The organism is Devosia sp. Soil_C_22 (assembly GCF_057657195.1).
In genome coordinates this window covers 1326331-1350678 of record NZ_JBDGIY010000001.1, presented here as the reverse complement: position 1 = coordinate 1350678, position 24348 = coordinate 1326331, and the positions used below count along the sequence as shown (strand labels likewise).

Here is a 24348-nt window from a genome sequence, read left to right as displayed (position 1 = left end):
GTCGGCGATCAGCCGACGGCCTTGGTCAGATAGGCGACGGCGTCGCCGAAGGTCTGGATCGATTCCGCGGCGTCGTCCGGGATTTCGACGTTGAACTCTTCTTCGAAAGCCATGACCAGCTCGACCTGATCGAGCGAGTCGGCGCCCAGATCATCGATGAAGCTCGCCTTGTCGACGACTTTCTCCGCATCGACATTGAGATGCTCCACAACGATCTTGCGGACCCGATCAGCGATATCGCTCATACTTGACTTCCCTTGTTACCCAACTGGTTCGTATCTTTGCCGCCGCCAGGCCCCGGGTCGGGTTCTGTTCGGCCTGCCGCACGTTGCGGCCGACTGTAGGCGAGGACTTGATGCTCTCGCAAGCACCGCTCCAAGCCTGAAATCAGCGGCGGAGGTAACATACTTCCCCCGCCATTGCCATATTCCGCACCTGCCGGTTTCCCCAGCCTTTGCGGCCTTCCTCCCCTCCCCCCCTTGCGGGGAGGGGGTGGGGGTCCATCGGTGATCACAGGACCACCCCCACCCTCGTTCCCTCCCCGCAAGGGGGAGGGAGGCGCTTGCTGCAAGTTGCCTGCCTTACAGCATCACCATGCCGCCGTTGACGTTCAGCGTATGGCCGGTGATGTAGCCCGCCTCGTTTGAAGCAAGGAACACGACCGCCGCGGCAACCTCGTCGGCAGCACCCAGCCGTCCGGCCGGAACCTTCGTCAGAATGCTTTCACGCTGCTTTTCGTTCAGTTCGTCGGTCATGGCCGAGCCGATAAAGCCGGGCGCCACCGTGTTCACCGTGATGCCGCGCGAGGCGACTTCGTAGGCGAGCGCCTTGCCCATGCCGATCAAGCCGGCCTTGGACGCCGCATAATTGCCCTGCCCCGGATTGCCGACCACGCCCACCACCGAAGTGATCCCGATGATACGGCCGAAGCGCTGCTTCATCATGCCGCGCAGCACGGCGCGGGTGAGATGGAAGGCGGAAGTGAGGTTCACCGCCAGCACCTCGTCCCACTCCTCGTCCTTCATGCGCATGAACAGGTTGTCGCGGGTGACGCCGGCATTGTTGACGAGGATGTCGATGCCGCCCAAAGCCGCCTCGGCCGAGGGCACGAGCTTATCGACCGCATCGAGGTCCGACAGGTTGGTCGGGATGATCGGATGATCGCCGCCACCGAGCGCGTCGCGGGTCTCCTCGAGCGCACCGACGCGGGTGCCGCTCAACGCCACGCGCGCGCCAGCCCCGGCGAGGGCCTTGGCGATCTCGCGCCCGATGCCGCCCGAAGCGCCAGTGACGAGGGCACGTTTGCCAGTCAGATCAAACATTTATCGGCTCCTTCGCAGAGTCTGATTCAGTTCCGAAGAAAGGCCCCCTCACCCGGTCCTTCGGACCGACCTCTCCCCCAGAGGGAGAGGTGTGCTGGGGCACGATCTCGCCACCTCGTCACCTCTCCCTCGGGGGAGAGGTCGGCGCAAAGCGCCGGGTGAGGGGGCCTTTTCTACGCAGTCAGTTCCGCCACGAACGCATCCACGTCCGCCGGCGTGCCGACCGACACCGTCGCCGTTTCGGGCGCGATGCGCTTGGCGAGGCCCGACAGCACCTTGCCCGAACCGAGCTCGACCAGTTGCGTCACGCTGCCATCCTTGACCAGCCAGTTCACGCACTCGGTCCAGCGCACCATGCCGGTGACTTGCTCGACGAGGCGCTGCTTGATCTCTTCAGGGTCGGAGATCGGCGCGGCCAGCACGTTGGCGACGACCGGCACCACCGGCGCATTCACCGTCACCTGGTTCAGCGCGTGCTCCATGGCATCGGCGGCGGGGCGCATCAGGGCGCAGTGGAACGGAGCCGACACCGGCAGCGGCAGCGCGCGCTTGGCACCGGCAGCCTTCAAGAGCTCGATGGCCCGGTTCACGGCCCCGACATGACCGGAGATCACCACCTGGCCCGGGGCATTGTCGTTGGCGACGCCGCAAATCTCGCCGTCCGACGCGTCATTGGCGGCCGCCAGCACGGTTTCGAGGTCGAGCCCGAGGATCGCGGCCATGGCGCCCTGCCCGACCGGTACCGCCTGCTGCATGGCCTGGCCGCGGATTTTCAGCAGCCGCGCCGCGTCGGCAAGGCTGAATGCCCCCGCCGCGGCCAGCGCCGAGTATTCGCCGAGCGAATGGCCGGCCACGAACGCCGCGTGATCCTGCAGCGCCACGCCACGCGCCGCGAGCACGCGGGTCACGGCGACGGACACCGCCATCAGCGCCGGCTGGGCGTTCTCGGTGAGCCGCAGCGTCTCGTCCGGGCCCTCGAACATGATGGCCGAGAGCTTTTGGCCGAGCGCGTCGTCGACCTCGGCGAACACGTTGCGGGCCTCCTGGTAGGCGTCGGCAAGGTCCTTGCCCATGCCCACGGCCTGGCTGCCCTGGCCGGGGAAGGTGAATGCGCGCTTGGTCACGAGTGGCCTCCGCCGTTGTTCTTGTTGTTTGAGGCCAAGCCTAAGCCCCGCCCGGACGCCCGTCCAGTTGGCGGCGGCGTTTGCCGGAGGGGTAAGGCAAAGTCAAGGCGGTGCCGTCGCGCATTGAAAACTGCATCATCTGATGCTATTTTTGATGCATCGGAGAGTGAGATGCGCACCACTATCACCATAGATGAGCAACTCCTGCTCGATGCGCAGGAGTTTTCCGGCATCAAGGAAAAGTCGGCCGTGATCAATGAAGCTCTGCGCTGGTTCGTCGCGCGCGAGGCGGGAAAGCGGTTGGCGGCGCTGGGCGGCAGCGAGCCGAATTTCGAGGCACCAAGACGTCGTTTTGGCAATGATCCTGCCTGACACGACGATCTGGATCGACCATTTCCGACAGGGCGTGGCCGAAGTCGGAAAGCTGGCTGCACGTGCGGACATCCTCATGCATCCGTTCGTGCTCCTTGAGATTTCACTCGGCTCACTGTCGGATAGAGCGATGACTTTGCGCTATCTGCGACGCCTGCTGCCGCCTTCGGTGGCCAGCGAGCACGAGGTTGCGGTGCTCATCGAAGAGCGACGGCTGTTCTCGACCGGACTTGGCTTCGTGGACGCTCACCTACTTGCTTCCGCAACCATCACGGCGGACTGCAGGTTGTGGAGCCGCGATCGCCGCCTTGCAGAAGCCGCAAAGCGTCTAGGGATCGCAGCGATAGACTACCACTAGTCGAACTTCACCGCCGTCGTGTTGGCGCCGCAGAGCAGCACGCCGACGCGCTCGCCCTTTTCCGGCACGTACTTCCCCGCCAGCAGCGCCGCCATCGCGGCCGCGCCACCCGGCTCGGACACAACGCGCAGCACATCCCACAGCGCCTTCTGCGCGGAGACGATGTCGTCGTCCGAGACCAGCACGCAGCGCTCGATCCCTCCCGACAGCGCGAAGGTGATCTCGCCGATGCGGCGCGCACCGAGGCTGTCGGCGGCGATGCCGCTCACCGGCACATCGACCGGCGCGCCTGCCTGCAGCGCCCGCGCCAGGGTGGGCGCGTTCTCCGGCTCGACGCCGACGATCTTCACCCGCCCCGCGGTCGCCGCGACGATGCCGCCGATCAACCCGCCGCCGCCCACCGCGACGAGCAGGGTATCGAGGCCCTGGGCCTGCTCCAGCCATTCGAGGCCGACCGTGCCCTGCCCGCACAGCGTCTCGTACATATCGTAGGCGTGCACCTCGGTCAGCCCGTGCTCGGCCGCAAAGACCCGGCTCGCCGCATACGCATCGGCATAGGTATCGCCGCCGACCACGATCTGGGCGCCATATTGCCGGATGCGGGCAATCTTGGCCGGCGAGGAGATGGACGGCACATAGATATGCGCCGAAATGCCGAGCTTCATCGCCGCATAGGCCACCGCCGCACCGTGATTGCCGCCCGAAGCTGCGACCACGCCGCGGCCCGCCCCCTCGCGCTGCAGCAGGTTGGCGAAGGCGCCGCGGGCCTTGAACGTACCCGAGTGCTGCATGAACTCGAGCTTGAACCCGATATCGGCGCCCGCCAGCCCGAAATCGGCCGCCGGCACGGACAGCACCGGCGTGCGGCGCACGTAAGGCGCAATGACGGGCGCAACGGCGCGCACGGCGGCAAAATCTGGAACGCGGAGAGTTGTGGCGGTCATGGCGGTCTCGAAACAGTCGGCCTATATTGCAATCAGGTCGATGGCCTCGCACAGGGACTGCAAATGGGCAAGATCAACGCCGAATGGCACCAGGCGAACCGCATGCCGCCCAATCCCACCAAGAAACAGCGGGCCGAGTGGCACTACGCCCACGCGCAAGCCTGCGGCTGCCGCGCGCTGACGCCCTCGATCGTGTCGCTGCTCAAGTCGCAAGGTTTCGAGGTGCCGGCTGGAGCGCGGCTGGCATAGCTGCCATCCCTTGCCATCGCGGCCCTTTTCCCCTATAGCCCCGCTCACATTCGTTCGGCCGGGGGCTGAACGGAGGGTTGGCTGTTGCCGATAGGGTTCGTCCCGTCCTCCCGTGTTCCCGCTTCTTAGAAGACTGCTTTGACGCCTTTCCGGCTTCAAGGAGGCTCCGCGCCGAGGGAATGAGTGTTGAACCACTCGAAAAGGAAGGCGCTACATGGCCCTCTACGAGCATATCTTCCTGGCCCGCCAGGACGTGTCCCCGACCCAGGTCGAGGAACTGACCACCGCGTTCACCGACCTCATCACCCAGGGCGGCGGCAAGGTGACCAAGAACGAGTACTGGGGTCTCAAGTCCCTCTCGTACCGCATCAAGAAGAACCGCAAGGCGCACTACACCCTGCTCAATATCGATGCCCCGCACTCGGCCATTGCCGAGATGGAGCGTCAGCAGGGCCTGAGCGAAGACATCCTGCGCTTCATGACCATCCGCGTCGATGAGCTCGAGGAAGGCCCGTCGGCCATGATGCAGAAGCGCGACCGCGACGACGACCGCGGCGACCGTCCGGGTGGCCCGCGTGGCGATCGCGGCGGCTTCGACCGCGGCAGCCGTCCGCCGCGCCGGTTCTGATACTCGGAAGGATAGAGAAAAATGGCCATCAAAGACCTGACCACGACCACGGCCCGCCGTCCGTTCCAGCGCCGCCGCAAGACCTGCCCGTTCTCGGGCCCGAACGCGCCCAAGATCGACTACAAGGACGTCCGCCTGCTGCAGCGTTACGTTTCCGAGCGCGGCAAGATCGTCCCCTCCCGCATCACCGCGGTTTCCGCCCTGAAGCAGCGCGAACTGGCCAAGGCCATCAAGCGCGCCCGCTTCATCGGCATCATGCCCTACGCCGTTCAGTAACGGTCTACGGGATTGGCTGGGGTGGCCGGATAGCCGGCCGCTCCTAACTGCCTGCATGGCAGGACAGCAAAGGACAAAGACATGAAAGTCATTCTGCTCGAGCGTATCGGCAAGCACGGCCACATCGGTGACGAAGTGAGCGTGAAGGACGGTTTCGCCCGTAACTTCCTCCTCCCGACCGGCCGTGCTCTGCGCGCTACCGAAGCCAACCGCAAGCGCTTCGAGCGCGACCGCGAGGACATCGAGAAGCGCAACCAGGAGCGCCGCGAGGCCGCTGCCGGGATCGCCGAAGGCCTCAACGGACACACCGTGGTGATGATCCGCCAGGCCGGCGAAACCGGCCAGCTCTACGGCTCGGTCGCCTCGCGCGACGTCGCCGAGGCGCTGATCGCCGATGGTTTCAGCGTGACCCGCTCGCAGGTCGATCTCGCCACCCCGATCAAGACGGTCGGCGTGCACCAGGTGCCGCTGCACCTGCATGCCGAGGTTGCGGTCTCGATCACGGTCAACGTCGCCCGCTCGGAAGACGAGGCGACCCGCCAGGCCGCCGGTGAAGATCTCACCGCGATCAACTACGACGACGCCGCGGCCGAGGAATTCGCCGCCGGCCAGGCCGAGGCCGGCTCTGCCGCGGCCGACGCCTACGAGAGCGAAGAGTAAGCTTTCGCCATCAGCCGAAGTGCAAAGGGCCGGGAGCAATCCCGGCCCTTTTTCCGTCTTGACCGCATTGTGGCGAAGCCGTCACAGGTCTGCCACCAATTGCCGGCTACGCATTCTCCGCCAGTTGGCATCGTTATCATAAGCTGGCATCGCTTACTCATATTTGAGGAGCTTATTGCCATGAATCGTTTGTTCATCCTGTCTGCCGCCGCGAGCCTCATGACGGGTTCGGCGATGGCTGCAGACCTGATCATCCAGGAGCCGGTCGCCGACATAGCTGTGCCACCCAGCTTCTACGCCACCTTCTTTGCCGGCGGCTCCTTCGCGACCGGCGATACCTCCGTCACCGACGGCATTGGTCTCACCGTCGAAACCGAGCTCGACCCCGGCTTCATCATCGGCGGCGCCATCGGCACCACGGTGTACGAGAACCTGCGCGGTGAAGTCGAGTTCTCCTACATCCAGGCCGACGTCGACACTGTCGCCGGCGTTGCCATTCCGGATGACATCGATGCGACCAGCACCGGCTTCAACGTCCTCGCCAACCTCTGGTACGACTTCGAGAACGACACGGGCTTTACGCCCTATCTCGGCGCAGGCCTGGGATACGGCACGGTCGAGGTTTCGACTGACGGCCTGCCGGGCGACATCAACGCCAGCGGTTTCCTCTACCAGCTCGGCGCGGGCATAAAGATGGACGTCGCCGACAATATCGCGCTCGACCTGGGTTACCGCTATCGCGTGATGATGGATGCCGACACGGAAGTCGATGGCATCGTGGTTCCGGCCGGTGTCGACGTCACGACGGACGCGACCAATCACATCGTGCAGGCGGGCGTCAGCTTCAGCTTCTGACAAAACAGCGCATAGACCAGTTTGGGCCGGGAGCAATCCCGGCCCTTCTGCTTTTGCACTCAGCTGCGTTCGGCGAAAGCCTTGATGCCCGCCAGCCAGCTGGCGATCTGGCGGCCCAGTTGCGCATCGTCCAGCTGCCGCGCGGCGATCGGCGCGTTGATCGACTCCTCGGCCGAAACCAGCGTTGCCCCCTGCCCCGCCGCCTCGAACCGATAGACATGCACCGCCTCGAGCAGGCCGGGAACCGCCGTGGTCCAGGTGAGGAGACGGCCCGGCTCGACGATGGCGAAGCGCGACTGCACGGCAATGTCGCCGGTCGACCACGAAAAGCTGCCGCCAGGTGCGGCTGGGCCGACGCTGGCGATGTCATGGATATCAGAGCGAAATTCCGGCCACTTGGTCACGTCGGCCAGCGCGGCCCACACAAGATCCGGCGCGCGGTTGACGACGATGCTGCCACGGGCACGCACCGGCGCCGCCGGGTCCACCTCGCCGCGCTTGGCGCAAGCCTCAAAGCCCGGGATCTGTTCGCTCATCGGCTCATCTCCTATCGATACGCAATATCGATACATTGTATCGATATTGCGTATCTGTCAAAGGTCGACGTTCCGGGCGATAGTCGGCGGGCACAACGGACGGAGTCGGGAGTGGCCGGCCGCACATCTGATGCCTCCCTGGCGGAGACGATCGCGCTCCTGTGGAGCGACCACAGCCGGCCGGTCGGCCGCACCGGCCTCAGCGTCAGCGACTTCGTGGCGGCCGCAACCGAACTGGCGCGAGCGTCCGGCATCGATGCGCTATCAATGCGCGCCATCGCCGAAAAGCTCGGCGTGCGGACCATGGCCACGTATAATTTCGCCCCCGGCAAGGCGGCGTTGCTGGCGCTCATGGTCGACCATGCCTATCGCGACCTCTACCCCGGGGCGCTTCCGGCCGGCGATGGCTGGCGGACGCGACTGACGCACGTCGCCAGAGCCAATCGCGCGCTGCTCCTCGCCAATCCCTGGCTGCACGCGGCGCGGCCGGCGCGCTCGCTGATGGGGCCGCATGAGCTCATGAAGCACGAGGTCGAGCTCGGCGCGCTCGCCGAGATCGGCCTCACCGATGTCGAGATGGACCAGACCCTCGCGGCGATCCTCAACCACGCCGCCCATATCAGCGCGCTCGAATCGCAGCTGCGGGCCGAACGGCGCGGCAGCGGGCTCGAGGATCCGCAGTGGTGGGTTGAGGTGATGCCGCAGCTCGAGCGTTACGCCGATGCGCGCCGGTTTCCGCTGGCCGCCCGCATCGGCCGCGCCGCTACGGCGGCTCGTGACGGCGAGTTCTGGGGCGAAGAGGCGTTCAACTTCGGCCTCGAACGGCTGCTCGACGGCATCGAAGTGCTGATCCGCAGCCGCTAGGCGCCTACACCCGGCCGACGCCCATGCGTGCCAGCAGGTGATCGCGGCGGATGAACTGGTGCCAGAGCGCGGCGCCGACATGCGCCACCAGCAGCGCCAGCATCGCCTTGGTACCGACGCCATGCACGGCTCGCGGCAGCAGCGTGTTGAAGTCGGGCAGCAACCCGCCCGCGAGGATCACCGGCAGCGCGCCCGACAGCACGATCGTCGCGATGCCGCTGGCGGCCGACGCCAGCACGACCAGGTAGAGGCCGACATGCACGGCCCGTGCCGCCATCGCCTGCCAGCCGGGCAACCCGGATACGGCGCCGGGCCGACGGTCGGCGACCAGCCACCACACGATGCGCAGCAGCGTCAGCAACAGCACCCCTGCCCCGAGCGGCACGTGGGCACGCACCAACGCCAGCTTGGCCGCAGGATCGGCCTGGCCGGCCGCCAGGAGGCCGGTTGCGAACAGGGCAACGATCAATGCCGCGGTGAGCCAGTGGATGGCGATGGCGACATCGCCGTAGCGGGTGGCGGAACTCTTCAGAGCCATCACGATCTCCTTGTCTTTGGCTGCCCCGGCGGATTACATAGCACACTATGGATTTACATAGCAAGCTATGCATATGACCTATGATCGCGATGTCTCAGCCGGCTATCTCACTAACTGGGCGGCGCGGCTGTTCGCCCGGGCGCTGGAGCGGCGGCTGGGGGCCGGCGTCGGGCCGATGCCGGTGTTTTTCGCGCTGCAGGGCGGCAAGGCGCTGACGCAGAAGGAGCTGGCCGTCTCGGCGACGGTGGAACAGCCGACCATGGCCAACACGCTGGCCCGCATGGAGCGTGACGGACTGATCCAGCGCCGGCCCGATCCCAACGACAGGCGCAGCGCGCTCGTCAGCCTTACTCCGCTCGGCGTCGAGAGGGCGGAAGCCGCCTTCGAGCAGGCCGTCGCGCTCAACGCCGCCGCCATGTCGGTGCTCACACCGGCCGAGCGCGAACAGTATTATGACATGCTGCACCGCATCATTTCGGTGCTCGAGCGCGACGGGAACTGACCTCGGCGGCCAGGCGCCACGACTCGGATGCCGCGCGGCGTACGATTTGCAAACGCGGCGCCTTGGTTTCCCCCGCTTTCAACAGTACCCACAGGGCCTTCGAATCGTCACCGAGTCGTCGCAGTTTGATGACACGGCGCCGACCCGATGGCTGGTAAACCAATCCTTACCACTTTGGGGGACAGTCCGAGTCGCCATGGCCGACAACAACGTGCATCGCCTGCGTCCGGAAGACGAAAAGTCCTTCCGCATCGCGCCCCACAACGTGGAGGCGGAGCAGGCCCTGCTGGGCGCCATCCTGGTCAACAACGAGGCGTTCTACCGCGTCTCCGACTTCCTGCTCCCCGAGCATTTCTACGAGCCGATCCACCGCACCATCTACGAGGTGATGGGCAAGATCATCCGGGCCGGCAAGACCGCGACGCCGATCACCGCCAAGACCTATCTTGGTGACCAGCTCACCGCCGAAGTGACGATGCCGCAATACCTGGCGCGGCTCGCGGCGGAAGCCACCACCGTGCTCAACGCCGCCGATTACGGGCAGGCCATCTACGACCTCGCCATCCGCCGCGACCTGATCCAGATCGGCGAGGAGGTGGTGCAGACCGCCTATGATTCCGATGTCGAGACCACCGCCGGCAAGCAGATCGAAGAAGCCGAGAAGGCGCTCTTCGCCATTGCCGAAAAGGGCCGCGCCGATGGCGGTTTCCAGAGCTTTTCCACAGCGCTGACCGAAGCCATCAAGATGGCGGGCGAGGCCTACAGCCGCGACGGCTCGCTCTCTGGCACCGCCACCGGCCTCAACGATCTCGACCGGCTGATGGGCGGCCTGCAGCGAAGCGACCTGATCATCCTCGCGGCCCGTCCCGCCATGGGCAAGACCTCGCTCGCCACCAACATCGCCTTCCACGTGGCCAAGAGCCACAGGTCCGAAGTGCAGGCCGACGGGCGCATGAAGACCATCGATGGCGGCGCGGTCGGCTTCTTCTCGCTCGAAATGAGTGCCGAGCAGCTCGCCACCCGTATTCTCGCCGAGCAGGCCGAAATCTCGTCCTCCGATATCCGCCGCGGCAATATCCACGAGAGCCAGTTCAACCGGCTGGTCGATACGTCCAACCTGATGGCGCAGGTGCCACTGTTCATCGACGATACCGGCGGTATCTCGGTGGCCCAGCTCGCCGCCCGCGCCCGGCGTTTGAAGCGCCAGAAGGGCCTCGACCTCCTGATCGTCGATTACCTGCAGCTCCTCAGCGGTTCGTCCAAGCGCGCCAACGAGAACCGCGTGCAGGAGCTCACGGAAATCACCACCACGCTCAAGGCGCTGGCCAAGGAACTCGAAGTGCCGATCATCGCGCTCTCCCAGCTGTCGCGTCAGGTCGAGAACCGCGACGACAAGCATCCGCAGCTTGCCGATCTGCGCGAATCCGGCTCCATCGAGCAGGACGCCGACGTGGTGCTGTTCGTCTATCGCGAGGAGTACTACCTCAAGAACAAGGAGCCCAAGGAGGGCACTCCTGAGCATCTGGCGTGGCAGGGTGAAATGGAACAGGTGCACGGCCGCGCCGAAGTCATCATCGGCAAGCAGCGTCACGGCCCCACCGGCACCGTGCAGCTGAGCTTTGAGGCGCAGTTCACGCGCTTCGGCAACCTCGCGCGCGCCGACTACCTGCCCGAGAGGATGGAATAGTGATGGCAGCACCGGCCATTGCGACCGGCTATGGCGGCCGCCTGACCGTCGACCTGGGCGCGCTCAAGCGCAACTGGGTGGCGCTCGACAAGGTGAGCCGCGGCGCGCTGACCGGCGCGGTGGTGAAGGCCGATGCCTATGGCACCGGCATCGTCCAGTCCTCGCGCGCCTTCTACGAGGCCGGCGCGCGCTTCTTCTTCGTCGCGACGCCCGACGAGGGCATCGCCGTGCGCGCCGCCCTGCCCGAGGACAGCCATATCTTCATTCTCGACGGGCTGTTCCCCGGCGCCGCCGCGCTCTATGTCGGCGAGCGGCTGATGCCGTGCCTCGCCTCGATCCCCATGCTCGAGGAATGGCTGAAGGCCTGCCTCGAGTCCAACCAGGCCCTGCCGGCGGCGCTGCATTTCGACACCGGCATCAACCGGCTCGGCTTCCGGCTCAACGAGACCTCGATCGTCCGCCGTCTCATCGAGCAGGTCGGCTATGCGCCGCAGATGATCATGAGCCATCTCGCCTGCGCCGACGTGCCCGGGCACGAGAAGAACCGCACACAGCTGGCGCTGTTCACCTCGGTGATGGCGCAGTTCCCCGGCATTCCGGCCTCGCTCTCGAACTCGGCCGGGCTGATGACCAATCGCGAGAACCATTTCCAGATGGTCCGCCCAGGCATCGCGCTCTACGGCGGCCGCGCTGTCGCCGGCCGGCGCAACCCGATGGCTCCGGTGGTGACGCTGGAAGCGCCGATCCTGATGACCAAGGACGTCAAGACCGGCGAGACCGTCGGCTATGGCGCGCTGCAGACCATGTCGCGCGACAGCCGCCTCGCCATCGTCGCCATCGGCTATGCCGACGGCTTCTTCCGCGCGCTCAGTTCGTCGAACAACCATCGCGGCACCAACGTGGTGGTGCGCGGCCAGCTCTGCCCGGTCGTCGGCCGCGTCTCGATGGACATGATCGGCATCGACATCACCGACCTGCCGCAAATCCCCGCACCCGGCGAGATGGTCGAGATCATCGGCTCGCAGGTCACCGTCGACGATCACGGCGATGCCGCCGGCAGCATCGGCTACGAGATCCTCACCAGCCTCAAGGGCCGCTACACCCGGCACTATGCGGAAAGCGGCAGCACCGCAGGCTGAGTTTTGTTCTTGTTTTGTTCTTGACCTGAGATGGTCGTGGATGCTTCCCTGTCCGGCCCAGGAGAAGCACCATGTCCGTCGACCAGCTACCGCTATTCGCCCCGCCCGCCCCTGTCGCGAAAGTCGCGCGCCTGCCGCCGGGGCCCGGCCGCGATCCGACGTTCTTCGCCATATTGGTCGGTGACCGGCTCGACGCTGAACTCACGGCCCTCGCGGGTGCCGAGCGGCAACGCCGCGGCATCGCGGCGCCCCTGCTCGGCCCGGGCACGCGGCACATCTCGGTCACCGGCGTCGGCTATCATCAGGAGCTGACCGCCGACGATCTCGAGCTGGCAAGCGCGGCCGCCGATGCGGTCGCCTTCATGCCGTTCGCACTGCGGCTCGCCCGCCTGATGAGCTTCAAGCCTCGCCCCGGCGGACCATCGCCGCTGGTCCTCTTGCCGGAAGACGCCGCGCCGCTCGCCGAGCTCGAGCGGCAACTGCGCTGGGGCATGCTGGAACGCGGTTTTGAGCCCCGCTCGCTACCGATGACGCAATTCCACCTGACACTGCTCTACGACCGCGTACAGGTGCCCAAGACACGGCTGCCCAAACCGCTGCCTCTGCAGGTGGAGGGCTTCGCCCTGGTGCGCAGCCATTTTGGGCAGAGCCGATACGAGGTGCTTGGGAGGTGGCCCGCGAGGTAACCGAACTAGGGAGCTTGGAGGGGGTGGGCCAATGCTTCAGCCAGGGCATAGGCCCCACCCCACCCAGTTCCGCTAGGCCGCAAGCGGCCAAGCTCCACTACCCTCCCCATCAAGGGGAGGGACACCGCGCAAGAACCGAAGCCTCTAAGCCTGTACTGGGGTTCTCGCCGGCCTCTCAGTCGGCTCTCCCTCCCCCTTGTGGGGAGGGGGGACCCGCGAAGCGGGTGGGTGGGGGTGGCCCCGCGCACTGGACCTGCGGAACAATCTTATCCCCCCTCCCTCGCCACCCATCATATCCTCCCCCCGTCCGCTGCACCGAAGCGAGATCATGACGAGTGGTTGGTGCGGTGGAGATTGGGTGGGTTGGCAGTCGTGCCGGTCCAGGCCCAAAGCACGTCGGCACGATCCGGTTCGCCGGGGACGCCGCTAGCAACGCGAGGAGATGCTCGATGCGGAGCGGGCTCCAGGGTCGAGGCTGCCACGCACAAGGCAGCCGCAACGTCGTGGCGGTGGGGCGGATGCCAGCCGTTACGGCCTCGCACGATCAGAAGCGATGCGGCACGGGATGCGCCCGGGCCCACGTGCCATAAGCCCAAAACCCCGATCGGCCGGCGAGGCGTGAGCCTCAATTACATTGCGGACTAACCGCGAGGGCAAACGCCTCGCCGGCACGTCGCTTGGTTCTTTGACATCCTCCGGGGCCAATGGCCGCCGGATGCATCGGCGTGGCCAACAGTTCGTCACGGACCATGCCACTCCGCCTCCCTCCCCCTTGCGGGGAGGGATCGAGGGTGGGGGTGGTGCGGTGATCACCGATGGACCCCCACCCCCAACCCCTCCCCGCGAGGGGGAGGGGAGCCTGCCGGTTCATGTGCACGATCGAAAGCCAGAGCCTCGACTCTTCACCTCCCCCATTATGGGGGAGGCCGGGAGGGGGCTGTCTGCCTCAGTGACGCACCGAAACCATCGCGTAAAAACTTATCCCCACCCCATCGTTCGCTTTTTGTTCTTGCCTTCCCCGCTACACTGGGGCTAACTGCAGGCCAATTCCGGGGCACTCGATGGCGCGTACCAAAACCTCCTATGTCTGCCAGGCCTGCGGGGCTGTTTCGGCCCGCTGGCAGGGGCGGTGCGAGGCGTGCGGCGAGTGGAACACCATCGCCGAGGAAATCGTCGACTCAGGCGTCGGCGCCGGGCCGAAATCGGCGACCGCGGCCGGCCGGCCGATCGAGCTCCTGCCCCTCGCCGGCGAAACCGAGACGGCGTCGCGCGTCGTCACCGGCATTGGCGAGCTCGACCGGGTTACCGGCGGCGGCTTCGTCATGGGCTCGGCCGTGCTGGTCGGCGGCGATCCGGGCATCGGCAAGTCCACCCTGCTGCTGCAGGGTGCGGCGGCGCTGGCCAAGTCCGGCAAGCGCGTCGTCTACGTGTCGGGCGAAGAGGCCGTGGCGCAGGTGCGCCTGCGGGCCCAGCGCCTCGGGCTCGGCGACAGCCCGGTGCTGCTCGCCAGCGAGACCAATGTCGAGATCATCCTCGCCACGCTGCAGAACGGCCCTGCCCCCGACCTCATCATCATCGATTCGATCCAGACGCTGTGGACCGACCGGGTCGAGAGCGCCCCCGGAACCGTCACGCAGGTGCGCACCTCGGCGCAGGCGCTGACCCGTTTCGCCAAGAAGTCCGGCGCCGCCGTGGTGCTGGTCGGCCATGTAACCAAGGACGGGCAGATCGCCGGCCCGCGTGTCGTCGAGCACATGGTCGATGCCGTGCTCTATTTCGAGGGCGACGCCAGCCACACCTTCCGCATTCTGCGCGGGGTGAAGAACCGGTACGGCGCGACCGACGAGATCGGCGTGTTCGAGATGTCGACCGGCGGCCTGCGCGAAGTCGCCAACCCCTCGGCCTTATTCCTCGACCAGCGCGACAAGGACGCTGCCGGCTCCGCCGTGTTCGCCGGCATGGAGGGCACGCGCCCGGTGCTGTGCGAGATCCAGGCGCTCGTCGCCCCCTCGCCGCTCGGCACGCCGCGCCGCGCCGTGGTCGGGTGGGATTCGTCCCGCCTCTCCATGGTTCTCGCCGTGCTCGAGACGCGCTGCGGCGTGCGCATCGGGGCCAACGACATCTACCTCAATGTCGCGGGCGGGCTGAAGATCAACGAGCCGGCCGCCGACCTCGCGGTTGCTGCCGCGCTGATCTCGTCGCTGATGGGCTCGCCGCTGCCCTCCTCCAATGTCTATTTCGGCGAGATTTCGCTCACCGGCGGTGTTCGCCCGGTTGCCCACGCAGCGCTGCGGTTGCGCGAGGCACAAAAGCTCGGCTTTGCCGGGGCGGTCACCGGACGGCTGGGCAAAGGCGATGTACCATCGGGTATCGCGGTGGGCGAGTATGCCGAATTGGCCGACCTCATCGGCAAGATCGCGGCACGGGCGCAGCGGCATGCGGCGGAGTAGCCGATTGGCCACGCTCGCCGCTTTCCGTGGACATCGGCGCACGCGTGCCCCGGAGGCGACTTGGCTTTGCCGGAATTAGCGGCTAAACGGGATTTCCAAGCGGGTCCCCAGGGGCGGATTTCTACATGTTGACTGCATTCGACGTCGGCATCGGCGTGCTCGTGCTGATCTCGGCGATCCTGGCGACGGCCCGCGGGTTCACGCGCGAAATCCTGTCACTCGCCACCTGGGCCGGCTCGGCCGCGATCGCCGCCTACGCGTATTTCAACCACAAGGAAATCGCGCGCGGCTACATCCAGGAAGAGCTGGTCGCGGACATCGTGACGGTGGCCGGCGTGTTCATCGTCGCCCTGATCATCCTGCACCTGATCACCATGCGCATCGCCGATTTCGTCGTCGACAGCCGCATCGGCCCGCTCGATCGCACGCTGGGCTTCGTGTTCGGCGTGGCGCGCGGCATCCTGATCGCCATCGTGATCGTCGTCTTCGGCCTGTGGCTGATGCCGTCAAACCTGCCAGACTGGGCGGCCAATTCGCGGTCGCTGCCGATCCTGCGCGACCTGGGCGACCGGCTGATCGCAACGCTGCCGCCCGATCTCGAAAAGCAGGTCACCGACATCCTGCAGCGCGGCTCAGGCAGCGACGCAGACCTGCCCGACGAGACCACGCCGCCAAACGGGCTGCCGCCGGACAACAGCACCGACGTGCCGGAAGACGACTCGCCGCAGGACGCGGCCCCGGCGACGAGCATCTGATGAAATTCAGGTGACGACATTGCAAATCCGTGACAAGGACCGCACATCGCGGTCCTGTCTGTTTTCGGGCCGAGACATCGAGGTAGCGACGTGACCCAGTCCGCCAAGCCACTCAACGAATGGGAATATGACACGCTGCGCGAAGAGTGCGGAGTGTTCGGCATTCTGGGGCATCCCGAGGCCGCCACGCTCACCGCGCTCGGGCTCCACGCCCTGCAGCATCGCGGGCAGGAAGCGGCGGGCATCGTCAGCTTCGACGGCCGGCAGTTCCACTCCGAACGCCAGCTCGGCCTCGTCGGCGACCACTTCACCGATCCCGCCACGGTCAAGCGTCTCCCCGGCCACATGGCCATGGGGCATGTGCGCTACTCGACCACCGGCGAAACGATCCTCCGCAACGTGCAGCCGCTGTTTGCCGAGCTCGAAGTCGGCGGTATCGCCATTGCGCATAACGGCAACTTCACCAACGGCCTGACGCTGCGCCGCCAGCTCATCGCCCAGGGCGCCATCTGCCAGTCGACCTCGGACACCGAAGTCGTGCTGCATCTGATCGCCCGCTCGAAGAAGGTCGCTTCGTCCGACCGCTTCATCGATGCGCTGATGCATCTCGAAGGCGCCTTCGCGCTTGTTGCCATGACCCGCACCAAGCTGATCGGCGCACGCGACGCCAACGGCATCCGCCCGCTCGTCCTCGGCGATCTCGACGGCAAGCCGATCTTTGCGTCCGAGACCTGCGCGCTCGACATCATTGGCGCCAGGTTCGTGCGCGATGTCGAGAACGGCGAAGTGGTGATCTGCGAGATCCAGCCCGATGGCCGCTACACCATCGACTCGGTCAAGCCCTTCGCGCCGCGTCCCGAGCGCGTGTGCCTGTTCGAATACGTCTATTTCGCCCGTCCCGACTCGGTGGTCGCGGGCCGCCCGGTCTATGCGGCGCGCAAGAAGATGGGCTTCAACCTCGCCGGGGAAGCACCAGTCGAGGCCGATGTGGTCGTGCCGGTGCCCGATGGCGGTACCCCGGCGGCGATCGGCTTTGCGCAGGCGAGCGGCATCCCGTTCGAGCTCGGCATCATTCGCAACCATTATGTCGGCCGCACCTTCATCGAGCCGACCCAGTCGATCCGTGCCTTCGGCGTCAAGCTCAAGCACTCGGCCAACCGCGCCGAGATCGAGGGCAAGCGCGTCGTGCTGATCGACGATTCGATCGTGCGCGGCACCACTTCGGTGAAGATCGTGCAGATGATGCGCGATGCCGGCGCCCGCGAGGTCCACATGCGCGTCGCCTCGCCGATGATCTTCCACTCGGACTATTACGGCATCGACACGCCCGACCCCGAGCACCTGCTCGCCAACCAGCACGACTCGCTGGAATCGATGTGCCGCTATATCGGCGCCGACTCGCTCGCCTTCCTCTCCATTGACGGACTCTACGACGCCGTTGGCGGGATCAAGCGCGACGCGGCCAACCCGCAATTCACCGACCATCAGTTCACCGGCGACTACCCCACCGGCCTCACCGACCTCACCGGCCGCGGCAAGAGCGCTCCCAAGACGCTCTCGCTGATGAAGGAAGCGAGCTGAGCGGACAGGAAGGCGACGATCTCTCCTGCTCCCCTCCCCCCTTGAGGGGAGGGGTCGGGGGTGGGGGTCCATCGGTGATCCACCGCACCACCCCCTCCCTCATTCCCTCCCCTCAAGGGGGAGGGAGGCGATCGCCGCAAGGTCCGTGGCTACCGCGACACCTTTCCCCTTCCCGCACGCGGCCTCCCCCGCTAGAAGCGCGCGAGCCTAATCGGAACCGTTCAATGACCACCTCCCCCACCCTCGCCAACAAGATCGTCCTCGTCACCGGCGCCTCGCGCGGCATCGGCTACCAGGCGGCGCTGGAGGCGGCGCGGCGCGGGGCGCATGTGGTGGCGGTGGCGCGCACGGTGGGCGGGCTCGAGGAGCTCGATGACGAGATCCAGGCCGGCGGCGGTTCGGCGACGCTGGTGCCGGCCGACCTGCGCGATGGCGACGCCATCGACCGGCTCGGCCTCGCCATCTTCGAGCGCTGGGGCAAGCTCGACGGGCTCGTTGCCAATGCCGCCATGCTCGGCGTGCTGTCGCCGGTGGCGCATTTCGAGCCCAAGGATTTCGACAAGGTGATGGCGCTCAATGTCACCGCCAATTACCGGCTGATCCGCTCGGTGGATCTGCTGCTGCGCCAGGCCGAGGCCGGGCGCGCCGTGTTCGTCTCGTCCTCGTCCGCTCGCTCGGCCCGGGCCTTCTGGGGCCCTTATGCCGCCAGCAAGGCGGCGCTCGAAGCGCTGGTGAAATCCTACGCGGCCGAGACCGGCGGCGTCACCAGGGTCCGCGCCAACGTGTTCTATCCGGGCGCCGTGCGCACCGCGATGCGCGCCCAGGCCGTGCCGGGCGAGGACCCGAACTCGCTGCCCCCGCCGGCGGCAGTGGCGCCGCAGCTCATCGACATGATCGAGCCGGGCTTCGACCACAACCGCATGCTCTACGACTGGTCGGACAAGGCCCTGACCGCGCTCTGACAGGCCTTACGCTCGGTGTCATCCCCGCGAAAGCGGGGATCTTCGTTTGGCCGCACACTGCGAACAGAGATTCCCGCTTTCGCGGGAATGACCCGGTGGCTTCGAGCCAGCGGCTAGTTCAGCCGCGACACCAGCACCTTGTCGATGCGGCGGCCATCGAGGTCCATCACCTCGAAGCGCCAATGGCCGCGCTCGAACACCTCGCCCACCTGGGGCAGGTGGTTGAGCTCGGCGAGCACGTAGCCGGCGACCGTCTCGAACTTGGCATCCTTGGTGATCGGCACGCCGATCCGATCCTCGAACTCGTCGACCTGCATCCAGCCCGAAACGAGATAGGTGCCGTCGTCGCGGACGACGAAGGGCTTTTCGTCGCCCTCCTCCTCCTGGAAGGCGCCGGTGATCGCCTCGAGGATATCGCCGGGCGTGACGATGCCCTCGAAATGGCCGTACTCATCGAACACCAGGGCCATGTGCACCAGCGAGCCGCGGATGGCCTTGATCGCGTCGAGCGCGCTCGAGCGGTCCATCACCACGGGCGCCGGCCGCACCAGCGCGCGGATATCGACGGCCTCGCCGACCAGCAGCGCCTCGACCAGGTCCTTACGGACGATCACGCCGGTGATCTCGTCGACCCCGCCGTCCTGCACCGGCACGACCGAGTGGCGCATGACGCGCAGCCGCTCGAGGATTTCCTCCTGCGTATCGCTGAGGTCGATCACATCGACATCGAGACGCGGCGTCATCAACCCACGGGCGGAGCGGTCGGCCAACCGCATCACCCCCGAGATCATGTGGCGTTCCTCAGTCTCCAGCACGCCGGCGCTCTCGGCCTCGGCAATGATGGTCTTGACCTCCTCGTCGGTCACCTTCTCCTCGGCTTCGCCGGCCTGGCCGAGCAGGCGCAGCACCAGCTTGCCCGAAATATCGAGCAGCCACACGACCGGCGCCGCGATGGTCGCGATGAACGCCATGATCGGCGCGACCCGCGCGGCCACGCCCTCGGCGTCGCGCAAGGCAATCTGCTTGGGCACCAGTTCGCCGATGATCAGCGACAGGTAGGTGATGATGATGACGACGATACCGACGCCGAGCGGCATGGCGATGCCGGGCTCGATGCCGGCGCCGACCAGGGCCCCACCCAGGCGGTCGCCGAGCGTGGCGCCGGAGAAGGCGCCCGACAGCACGCCGACCAGGGTGATGCCGATCTGCACGGAGGAAAGGAACTTGCCGGGATCGTCCTGCAGTTTCAGCGCGACCTGGGCGCCGCGCTTGCCTTCGGCGGCGAGCACCTTGAGACGCGCCGGCCGCGAAGACACCACGGCCAGCTCACTCATCGCCAGGAGGCCGTTGACCACGGTCAGGATGGCGACAATCAGAATTTCGAGAAACAATGTCGTATCAATGTTGCGGCCCCGCACTCAGCATCGGGTCGCTCTGGACGGCGCGGAGTATAGCGGCGATCACGGGGCGCGCAATGCGCCGTGCGACTGTGTCGCAAGACGCGGCTCAGTCGTCCTTCTTGTCGAACGGATTCTTGCCGCCACGCAGCCACAGCCGGATCGGCGTACCGGGCAAGTCGAAGGCCTCGCGCAAGCCGTTGACGAGGTAGCGCTGATAGGCGGCCGGCACGACGTCGGGCCGCGAGGCAAAGATGATGAAGCTCGGCGGCCGAATCTTGGCTTGCGTCATGTAGCGCATCTTCAGCCGGCGACCGGAGACGGCCGGCGGCGGATGGCCTTCGATCATTGCGCCGAGCCAGCGGTTGAGCCTGGCGGTGGAGACGTGGCCGTTCCACCGTCGTTCGATGGCGAAGATCGCCTGCATCAGCTTGTCGAGATTGCGGCCCTGCAGGCCCGAGATGGTGACCAGCGGGATGCCCTTGAGCTGCGGCAGGTAGCGCTCGCACTGCTCGCGCAATTCGGCCAGCTTCTCGTTCTTGTCCTCGATGGTGTCCCACTTGTTGACCGCGATCACCATGGCGCGGCCCTCGCGCTCGACGAGATCGGCGAGCGCGAGGTCCTGCTTTTCGAACGGGATCTGCGCGTCGAGCAGCAGCACCACAACTTCGGCATACTGGATGGAGCGCAGGGAATCGCTCACTGCCAGCTTCTCGAGCTTTTTCTCGATGCGCGCCTTGCGCCGCATGCCGGCCGTGTCGACGAGGTTGATGACGCGGCCTTCGTATTCCCAAGGCACGAGGATCGAATCGCGGGTGATGCCCGCCTCGGGTCCGGTCAGAAGCCGCTCCTCGCCCACCATGCGGTTGATCAGCGTCGACTTGCCGGCATTCGGCCGCCCGATGATCGCGACGTTGAGATGGCGGCTGGGGTCCCAGCGCTTGGTCACCCCCTCTTCGGTCGATCCGTCATCCTCGGGCAGGTCGACGTTGACCTCGGGCATCTGGTCGAGCTCGGCCGGCAGCGCTTCGGCCGCAGCCTTCTCGGCAGCAGCATCGACCGCTTTGGACACGATGGCGTGGAGGTCGGCCAGACCCTGGCCATGCTCGGCCGAGATGGCGACAGGCTCGCCGAAGCCGAGGCTGTAGGCTTCCATCAGCCCAGGGTCGGCGGCCCGGCCCTCGGCCTTGTTGCCGATCAGGTGCACATCCTTGCCGGCGCGGCGCAGCACTTGGGCGAAGCGCTCGTCGAGCGGGGTCACCCCAGCCTTGGCGTCGATCATGAACAGAATGACGTCGGCGTCGCGGATGGCGATCTCGGTCTGCTGGCGCATCCGGTCCTCGAGGGAGCCGTCGGTGCGGTCCTCGTAGCCGGCGGTGTCGAGCACCTTGAAGTGCAGGTCGCCGATACGCCCGTCGGCCTCGCGGCGGTCACGAGTCACGCCGGGCGTGTCATCGACCAGCGCGATCTTGCGGCCCACCAGCCGGTTGAACAGCGTGGACTTTCCGACATTGGGGCGGCCGACAATGGCAACGGTTACGGTCAATGGCGGCCCCAATGGCTCAGGCGATACGGCTCAGTTGGCCGGCGCGGTTTCGGGGGCAGGCGCGTCGGCGGCCGGAGCGTCAGCGGCGGGCGCAGTGTCCATGGCCGGTGCATCGCCGACCGAGGGCTCGGCAGGCGCATCGGCAGGCGCCGCTGTGTCGGCATCGTCAGCCGGCGGTGTGGCGCCTTCGGCGATGAGCTGCGTCAGGTAGATCTGCAGGCGCTGCCGCTGCTGGCTGCTCGCCAGCGGATCGGCAATCACTTCCTCAAAGCTCGCACGCGCGCCGTCGAGATCGCCGGCCTTGTACTTGGCGAGCCCCAGAGACTCGCGGGCCGCGTTGCGCATCGCGCCGTTGCCGCTGATCAGCCCGCCGACACGCTGCTCGACCTGGGCAACGTCACCGCCATCGACCAGCAGGTTGCCGGCCAGCGCCAGGGCCAGTTCGCGCAGGTACTTGTTGCTCTCTGCCGTGGCGATCGCGTCATACGCGGCGACGGCCTCGGTGGCCTTGCCGTCCTTGGCGAGCAGCGCCGCAGAGCGGAAGCGCGCCAGCACCGGGTAACCGCCGTGGTTTGCCGCGATCACCTTGTTCAGGGCGTCCTGGGCGGCGGGGATGTCGCTGCCCTCGGCGAGTTCGAGCGCGCTGTAGAACTGGTCGGACGAGGCCGACGAATTGGAGTTCTGCCACCACTGCCAGCCTTCGTTTACCGCGACAGCGAGCACAATCACCACTGCGGCAGCGATCACCCAGACGCCGAAACGCCGCCACAGGTTGCGCATGCGATCGGAGCGGAGTTCCTCATCGATCTCGCGAATGATGTTGTCGTTGGACATGTCGCCTTAGGTAAAACAGGGCTGGAAATTGGCGCGCACCATATTCATGCGTACCCGCGAATGCAAACGCCGAGATTACGGGCTGCCGGGAGTTTCGGGCTCATGTCGCGACGGTTCGGGACGCGATACCACATACCAGGCGCAGCCGATGAAGATGGCGAGCACGAAGAGGTTCACCCACACGTCCGGCCGCGCGCCAATGAGGAAGGCTGCATAGCCCACGATCATGCCGATCACTGCCAGCACCTTACCGCGCCGTGGAATGGCCCGTTCGGTGCGCCAGGCAATGATCATCGGTCCGAAGCGCTTGTGCGCCAGCAGCCAGGTCTCGATGCGCTTGTTGGAGCGCGCAAAGCAGGCGGCAGCGAGGATCACGAAGATAGTCGTGGGCATCAGCGGCAGAAAGGCGCCGATGATGCCGAGGCCGAGCAGCACGAAGCCGGCGACGAGATAGGCAAAGCGGAGCGCGGCCGCCCGCGTTCCCGACCCTTCTTCGCCCGGCTCGCTTATTCCCACTCGATGGTGCCCGGCGGCTTGCTGGTCACGTCGTAGACGACCCGGTTGATGCCGCGCACCTCGTTGATGATGCGGGTGGCGGCGCGGCCGAGGAAGTTCATGTCGTAGGGGAAGAAATCCGCCGTCATGCCATCGACCGAGGTCACGGCACGCAGCGCGCAGACGAACTCGTACGTGCGGCCATCGCCCATCACGCCCACCGTCTGCACCGGCAGCAGCACGGCAAAAGCCTGCCAGATCTTGTCGTAGAGGCCGGCTTTCCGGATCTCGTCGAGGTAGATGGCGTCGGCGCGGCGGAGGATATCGAGCTTCTCGCGGGTCACGCCGCCCGGCAGGCGGATGGCGAGGCCGGGGCCCGGGAAGGGGTGGCGGCCGACGAAGCGCTCGGGGAGGCCCAGTTCGCGGCCCAGCGCGCGGACCTCGTCCTTGAACAGTTCGCGCAGCGGCTCGACAAGCTGCATATTCATGCGCTCGGGCAGGCCGCCGACATTGTGGTGCGACTTGATGGTGACCGAGGGGCCGCCGGAGAAGCTGACGCTCTCGATCACGTCCGGATAGAGCGTGCCCTGGGCGAGGAACTGGGCGCCGCCCATTTTCTTAGCTTCTTCCTCGAACACCTCGATGAACAGCCGGCCGATGGTCTTGCGCTTGGTCTCGGGGTCGGCCTCGCCTTCCAGCGCGCCGATAAATTTGTCAGCCGCATCAACGTGGACGAGCGGGATGTTGTAGTGGTCGCGGAACATCGAGACGACTTCGTCGGCCTCGTTCATGCGCATCAGGCCATGGTCAACGAAGACGCAGGTCAGCTGGTCGCCGATGGCCTCGTGGATGAGGATCGCGGCCACCGAACTATCGACGCCGCCGGAGAGCGCGCACAGCACCCTGCCCTGCCCGACCTGGGCGCGGATCTTCTCGATCGCGCGCTGGCGGTAGGCGTGCATGGTCCAGTCGGATTTCAGCCCGACGATGTTATGCACGAAGGCCTGCAGCAGCTTGCCGCCATCGGGCGTGTGCACCACCTCGGGGTGGAACATGGTGGTGTAGTAGCGCTTCTGCTCATTCACCGCGATGGCAAAGGGCGCATTCTCGGAGGTGCCGACGACCTTGAAGCCGGCCGGCAGCTCGGTGACGCGGTCGCCATGGCTCATCCACACCGGATAGCGGCCACCGACCTGCCAGAAGCCCTCGAACAGCGGCGAGGCTTCCTTGATCTCGACATCGGCCCGGCCGAACTCGCGGGCATGGCCGCCCTCGACCACGCCGCCCTGCTGCAATGCGAGCGTCTGCTGGCCATAGCAGATGGCGAGGATGGGGATGCCGCTGTCGAACACAGCCTGCGGGGCGCGGGGGCTGCCTTCGTCGGTTACCGAGGCAGGGCCACCGGAGAAGATTACGCCCTTGGGCTGCAGCCGCTCGAAGGCCTCGCCGGCGCTCTGGAACGGGTGGATTTCGCAGTAGACGCCGGTCTCGCGCAGGCGGCGCGCGATCAGCTGCGTCACCTGCGAGCCGAAATCGATGATGAGGATGGATTCAGCGGGTACGGCAGCGATGTCTTGCATGGGCCGGC

General features: G+C 66.5%; 27 protein-coding genes. 16 read left to right on the top strand and 11 right to left on the bottom strand.

The genetic code is table 11. The features are described 5' to 3' along the window. Positions 1–8: 8 nt before the first annotated feature. The 3 genes from AC3A6I_RS06410 to fabD all read right to left on the bottom strand — a co-directional run bounded on the left by AC3A6I_RS06410 (position 9) and on the right by fabD (position 2446). Positions 9–245: an acyl carrier protein gene (locus AC3A6I_RS06410; protein WP_055048542.1), complete on the bottom strand. Its 237-nt coding sequence runs from the start codon at positions 243–245 to the stop codon at positions 9–11. A 336-nt stretch (positions 246–581) separates the two neighbouring features. Further along, entirely contained in the window at positions 582–1322 is a 741-nt protein-coding gene (gene fabG, locus AC3A6I_RS06405; RefSeq protein WP_487542698.1) for a 3-oxoacyl-[acyl-carrier-protein] reductase, read from the bottom strand. Between the two features lie 173 nt (positions 1323–1495). Further along, complete coding sequence (gene fabD / locus AC3A6I_RS06400; protein WP_487542697.1) at positions 1496–2446, bottom strand: ACP S-malonyltransferase; 951 nt, start codon at positions 2444–2446, stop codon at positions 1496–1498. Positions 2447–2617: 171 nt separating this feature from the next. On the opposite strand from fabD, the gene AC3A6I_RS06395 reads away from it, so the two are divergent. Both AC3A6I_RS06395 and AC3A6I_RS06390 read left to right on the top strand, forming a co-directional pair. Next, positions 2618–2818, top strand: a complete 201-nt coding sequence (locus tag AC3A6I_RS06395; RefSeq protein ID WP_487542695.1) for a type II toxin-antitoxin system VapB family antitoxin — start codon at positions 2618–2620, stop codon at positions 2816–2818. Next, entirely contained in the window at positions 2805–3176 is a 372-nt protein-coding gene (locus AC3A6I_RS06390; RefSeq protein WP_487544991.1) for a type II toxin-antitoxin system VapC family toxin, read from the top strand. Before AC3A6I_RS06395 ends, AC3A6I_RS06390 begins: the two co-directional genes overlap by 14 nt. On the opposite strand, the gene AC3A6I_RS06385 is transcribed toward AC3A6I_RS06390, so the two are convergent. Continuing rightward, the gene (locus AC3A6I_RS06385) at positions 3173–4120 is read right to left on the bottom strand and encodes a threonine/serine dehydratase (protein WP_487542693.1); all 948 of its coding nucleotides are present in this window, start codon (positions 4118–4120) and stop codon (positions 3173–3175) included. The two genes, AC3A6I_RS06390 and AC3A6I_RS06385, sit on opposite strands and share 4 nt — an antisense overlap. 63 nt (positions 4121–4183) lie before the next feature. Here AC3A6I_RS06385 and AC3A6I_RS06380 point away from each other — a divergent pair, with 63 nt between their 5' ends. From AC3A6I_RS06380 to AC3A6I_RS06360, 5 genes are all read left to right on the top strand, one after another. Then, entirely contained in the window at positions 4184–4369 is a 186-nt protein-coding gene (locus AC3A6I_RS06380) for a hypothetical protein (protein WP_487542691.1), read from the top strand. Between the two features lie 214 nt (positions 4370–4583). Continuing rightward, positions 4584–4997 (top strand): 30S ribosomal protein S6, encoded by a 414-nt coding sequence (gene rpsF, locus AC3A6I_RS06375; protein WP_487542689.1) that lies wholly within the window; start codon positions 4584–4586, stop codon positions 4995–4997. Between the two features lie 21 nt (positions 4998–5018). After that, on the top strand, positions 5019–5273 hold the full coding sequence (gene rpsR, locus AC3A6I_RS06370) for a 30S ribosomal protein S18 (RefSeq protein ID WP_055048535.1): 255 nt from the start codon (positions 5019–5021) through the stop codon (positions 5271–5273). A gap of 81 nt (positions 5274–5354) precedes the next feature. Beyond that, positions 5355–5933 carry a 50S ribosomal protein L9 gene (gene rplI / locus AC3A6I_RS06365; RefSeq protein WP_487542687.1) on the top strand — a complete coding sequence of 193 codons (579 nt, stop codon included), beginning with the start codon at positions 5355–5357 and terminating at the stop codon, positions 5931–5933. 180 nt (positions 5934–6113) lie between these two features. Beyond that, a complete protein-coding gene (locus AC3A6I_RS06360; RefSeq protein WP_487542685.1) occupies positions 6114–6788 on the top strand; it encodes an outer membrane protein in 675 nt (224 codons plus the stop codon). A gap of 59 nt (positions 6789–6847) precedes the next feature. Here AC3A6I_RS06360 and AC3A6I_RS06355 read toward each other — a convergent pair whose 3' ends face one another. Further along, positions 6848–7324, bottom strand: a complete 477-nt coding sequence (locus AC3A6I_RS06355) for an SRPBCC family protein (RefSeq protein ID WP_487542683.1) — start codon at positions 7322–7324, stop codon at positions 6848–6850. Positions 7325–7435: 111 nt separating this feature from the next. On the opposite strand from AC3A6I_RS06355, the gene AC3A6I_RS06350 reads away from it, so the two are divergent. After that, positions 7436–8188 (top strand): TetR/AcrR family transcriptional regulator, encoded by a 753-nt coding sequence (locus AC3A6I_RS06350; RefSeq protein WP_487542682.1) that lies wholly within the window; start codon positions 7436–7438, stop codon positions 8186–8188. 4 nt (positions 8189–8192) lie between these two features. Here the strand turns inward: AC3A6I_RS06350 and AC3A6I_RS06345 are convergent, their stop codons facing one another. After that, positions 8193–8726 carry a cytochrome b gene (locus AC3A6I_RS06345; protein ID WP_487542680.1) on the bottom strand — a complete coding sequence of 178 codons (534 nt, stop codon included), beginning with the start codon at positions 8724–8726 and terminating at the stop codon, positions 8193–8195. A 73-nt stretch (positions 8727–8799) separates the two neighbouring features. Between AC3A6I_RS06345 and AC3A6I_RS06340 the strand changes: the two genes are divergently transcribed. The 8 genes from AC3A6I_RS06340 (at position 8800) to AC3A6I_RS06305 (ending at position 18488) form a co-directional block, all read left to right on the top strand. After that, positions 8800–9228 carry a MarR family winged helix-turn-helix transcriptional regulator gene (locus tag AC3A6I_RS06340; RefSeq protein ID WP_487542678.1) on the top strand — a complete coding sequence of 143 codons (429 nt, stop codon included), beginning with the start codon at positions 8800–8802 and terminating at the stop codon, positions 9226–9228. A 196-nt stretch (positions 9229–9424) separates the two neighbouring features. Further along, positions 9425–10915 carry a replicative DNA helicase gene (locus AC3A6I_RS06335; protein ID WP_487542676.1) on the top strand — a complete coding sequence of 497 codons (1491 nt, stop codon included), beginning with the start codon at positions 9425–9427 and terminating at the stop codon, positions 10913–10915. A gap of 2 nt (positions 10916–10917) precedes the next feature. Beyond that, on the top strand, positions 10918–12054 hold the full coding sequence (gene alr / locus AC3A6I_RS06330) for an alanine racemase (RefSeq protein WP_487542674.1): 1137 nt from the start codon (positions 10918–10920) through the stop codon (positions 12052–12054). A gap of 71 nt (positions 12055–12125) precedes the next feature. Beyond that, entirely contained in the window at positions 12126–12740 is a 615-nt protein-coding gene (locus tag AC3A6I_RS06325) for a 2'-5' RNA ligase family protein (RefSeq protein WP_487542672.1), read from the top strand. A 1061-nt stretch (positions 12741–13801) separates the two neighbouring features. Further along, positions 13802–15190 carry a DNA repair protein RadA gene (gene radA / locus AC3A6I_RS06320; RefSeq protein WP_487542670.1) on the top strand — a complete coding sequence of 463 codons (1389 nt, stop codon included), beginning with the start codon at positions 13802–13804 and terminating at the stop codon, positions 15188–15190. Between the two features lie 125 nt (positions 15191–15315). Next, positions 15316–15945: a CvpA family protein gene (locus AC3A6I_RS06315; protein WP_487542668.1), complete on the top strand. Its 630-nt coding sequence runs from the start codon at positions 15316–15318 to the stop codon at positions 15943–15945. A 90-nt stretch (positions 15946–16035) separates the two neighbouring features. Then, positions 16036–17526, top strand: coding sequence for an amidophosphoribosyltransferase (purF, locus tag AC3A6I_RS06310; RefSeq protein ID WP_487542666.1), 1491 nt, complete (start codon positions 16036–16038; stop codon positions 17524–17526). 224 nt (positions 17527–17750) lie between these two features. Next, positions 17751–18488 (top strand): SDR family NAD(P)-dependent oxidoreductase, encoded by a 738-nt coding sequence (locus AC3A6I_RS06305; RefSeq protein ID WP_487542664.1) that lies wholly within the window; start codon positions 17751–17753, stop codon positions 18486–18488. Between the two features lie 113 nt (positions 18489–18601). On the opposite strand, the gene AC3A6I_RS06300 is transcribed toward AC3A6I_RS06305, so the two are convergent. The 5 genes from AC3A6I_RS06300 to guaA form a co-directional block, all read right to left on the bottom strand. Beyond that, positions 18602–19864, bottom strand: coding sequence for a hemolysin family protein (locus tag AC3A6I_RS06300; protein WP_487544990.1), 1263 nt, complete (start codon positions 19862–19864; stop codon positions 18602–18604). A 130-nt stretch (positions 19865–19994) separates the two neighbouring features. Next, positions 19995–21431 (bottom strand): ribosome biogenesis GTPase Der, encoded by a 1437-nt coding sequence (gene der / locus AC3A6I_RS06295; protein ID WP_487542662.1) that lies wholly within the window; start codon positions 21429–21431, stop codon positions 19995–19997. Between the two features lie 30 nt (positions 21432–21461). Next, positions 21462–22265: a tetratricopeptide repeat protein gene (locus AC3A6I_RS06290; RefSeq protein ID WP_487542661.1), complete on the bottom strand. Its 804-nt coding sequence runs from the start codon at positions 22263–22265 to the stop codon at positions 21462–21464. A gap of 75 nt (positions 22266–22340) precedes the next feature. Beyond that, positions 22341–22781, bottom strand: coding sequence for a YbaN family protein (locus tag AC3A6I_RS06285; RefSeq protein ID WP_487542659.1), 441 nt, complete (start codon positions 22779–22781; stop codon positions 22341–22343). Continuing rightward, positions 22772–24340 (bottom strand): glutamine-hydrolyzing GMP synthase, encoded by a 1569-nt coding sequence (gene guaA / locus AC3A6I_RS06280; RefSeq protein WP_487542657.1) that lies wholly within the window; start codon positions 24338–24340, stop codon positions 22772–22774. The genes AC3A6I_RS06285 and guaA overlap by 10 nt, the downstream gene beginning before the upstream one ends. Positions 24341–24348: the final 8 nt, after the last annotated feature.

Excerpts from the sequence above, each read along its gene's own strand:
- AC3A6I_RS06410 (WP_055048542.1), bottom strand. The coding sequence starts at position 245 with ATGAGCGATATCGCTGATCGGGTCCGCAAGATCGTTGTGGAGCATCTC.
- fabG (WP_487542698.1), bottom strand. The coding sequence starts at position 1,322 with ATGTTTGATCTGACTGGCAAACGTGCCCTCGTCACTGGCGCTTCGGGC.
- AC3A6I_RS06395 (WP_487542695.1), top strand. The coding sequence starts at position 2,618 with ATGCGCACCACTATCACCATAGATGAGCAACTCCTGCTCGATGCGCAG.
- AC3A6I_RS06390 (WP_487544991.1), top strand. The coding sequence starts at position 2,805 with ATGATCCTGCCTGACACGACGATCTGGATCGACCATTTCCGACAGGGC.
- AC3A6I_RS06385 (WP_487542693.1), bottom strand. The coding sequence starts at position 4,120 with ATGACCGCCACAACTCTCCGCGTTCCAGATTTTGCCGCCGTGCGCGCC.
- AC3A6I_RS06380 (WP_487542691.1), top strand. The coding sequence starts at position 4,184 with ATGGGCAAGATCAACGCCGAATGGCACCAGGCGAACCGCATGCCGCCC.
- rpsF (WP_487542689.1), top strand. The coding sequence starts at position 4,584 with ATGGCCCTCTACGAGCATATCTTCCTGGCCCGCCAGGACGTGTCCCCG.
- rpsR (WP_055048535.1), top strand. The coding sequence starts at position 5,019 with ATGGCCATCAAAGACCTGACCACGACCACGGCCCGCCGTCCGTTCCAG.
- rplI (WP_487542687.1), top strand. The coding sequence starts at position 5,355 with ATGAAAGTCATTCTGCTCGAGCGTATCGGCAAGCACGGCCACATCGGT.
- AC3A6I_RS06360 (WP_487542685.1), top strand. The coding sequence starts at position 6,114 with ATGAATCGTTTGTTCATCCTGTCTGCCGCCGCGAGCCTCATGACGGGT.
- AC3A6I_RS06355 (WP_487542683.1), bottom strand. The coding sequence starts at position 7,324 with ATGAGCGAACAGATCCCGGGCTTTGAGGCTTGCGCCAAGCGCGGCGAG.
- AC3A6I_RS06345 (WP_487542680.1), bottom strand. The coding sequence starts at position 8,726 with ATGGCTCTGAAGAGTTCCGCCACCCGCTACGGCGATGTCGCCATCGCC.
- AC3A6I_RS06340 (WP_487542678.1), top strand. The coding sequence starts at position 8,800 with ATGACCTATGATCGCGATGTCTCAGCCGGCTATCTCACTAACTGGGCG.
- AC3A6I_RS06335 (WP_487542676.1), top strand. The coding sequence starts at position 9,425 with ATGGCCGACAACAACGTGCATCGCCTGCGTCCGGAAGACGAAAAGTCC.
- alr (WP_487542674.1), top strand. The coding sequence starts at position 10,918 with ATGGCAGCACCGGCCATTGCGACCGGCTATGGCGGCCGCCTGACCGTC.
- AC3A6I_RS06325 (WP_487542672.1), top strand. The coding sequence starts at position 12,126 with ATGTCCGTCGACCAGCTACCGCTATTCGCCCCGCCCGCCCCTGTCGCG.
- radA (WP_487542670.1), top strand. The coding sequence starts at position 13,802 with ATGGCGCGTACCAAAACCTCCTATGTCTGCCAGGCCTGCGGGGCTGTT.
- AC3A6I_RS06315 (WP_487542668.1), top strand. The coding sequence starts at position 15,316 with ATGTTGACTGCATTCGACGTCGGCATCGGCGTGCTCGTGCTGATCTCG.
- AC3A6I_RS06305 (WP_487542664.1), top strand. The coding sequence starts at position 17,751 with ATGACCACCTCCCCCACCCTCGCCAACAAGATCGTCCTCGTCACCGGC.
- AC3A6I_RS06290 (WP_487542661.1), bottom strand. The coding sequence starts at position 22,265 with ATGTCCAACGACAACATCATTCGCGAGATCGATGAGGAACTCCGCTCC.
- guaA (WP_487542657.1), bottom strand. The coding sequence starts at position 24,340 with ATGCAAGACATCGCTGCCGTACCCGCTGAATCCATCCTCATCATCGAT.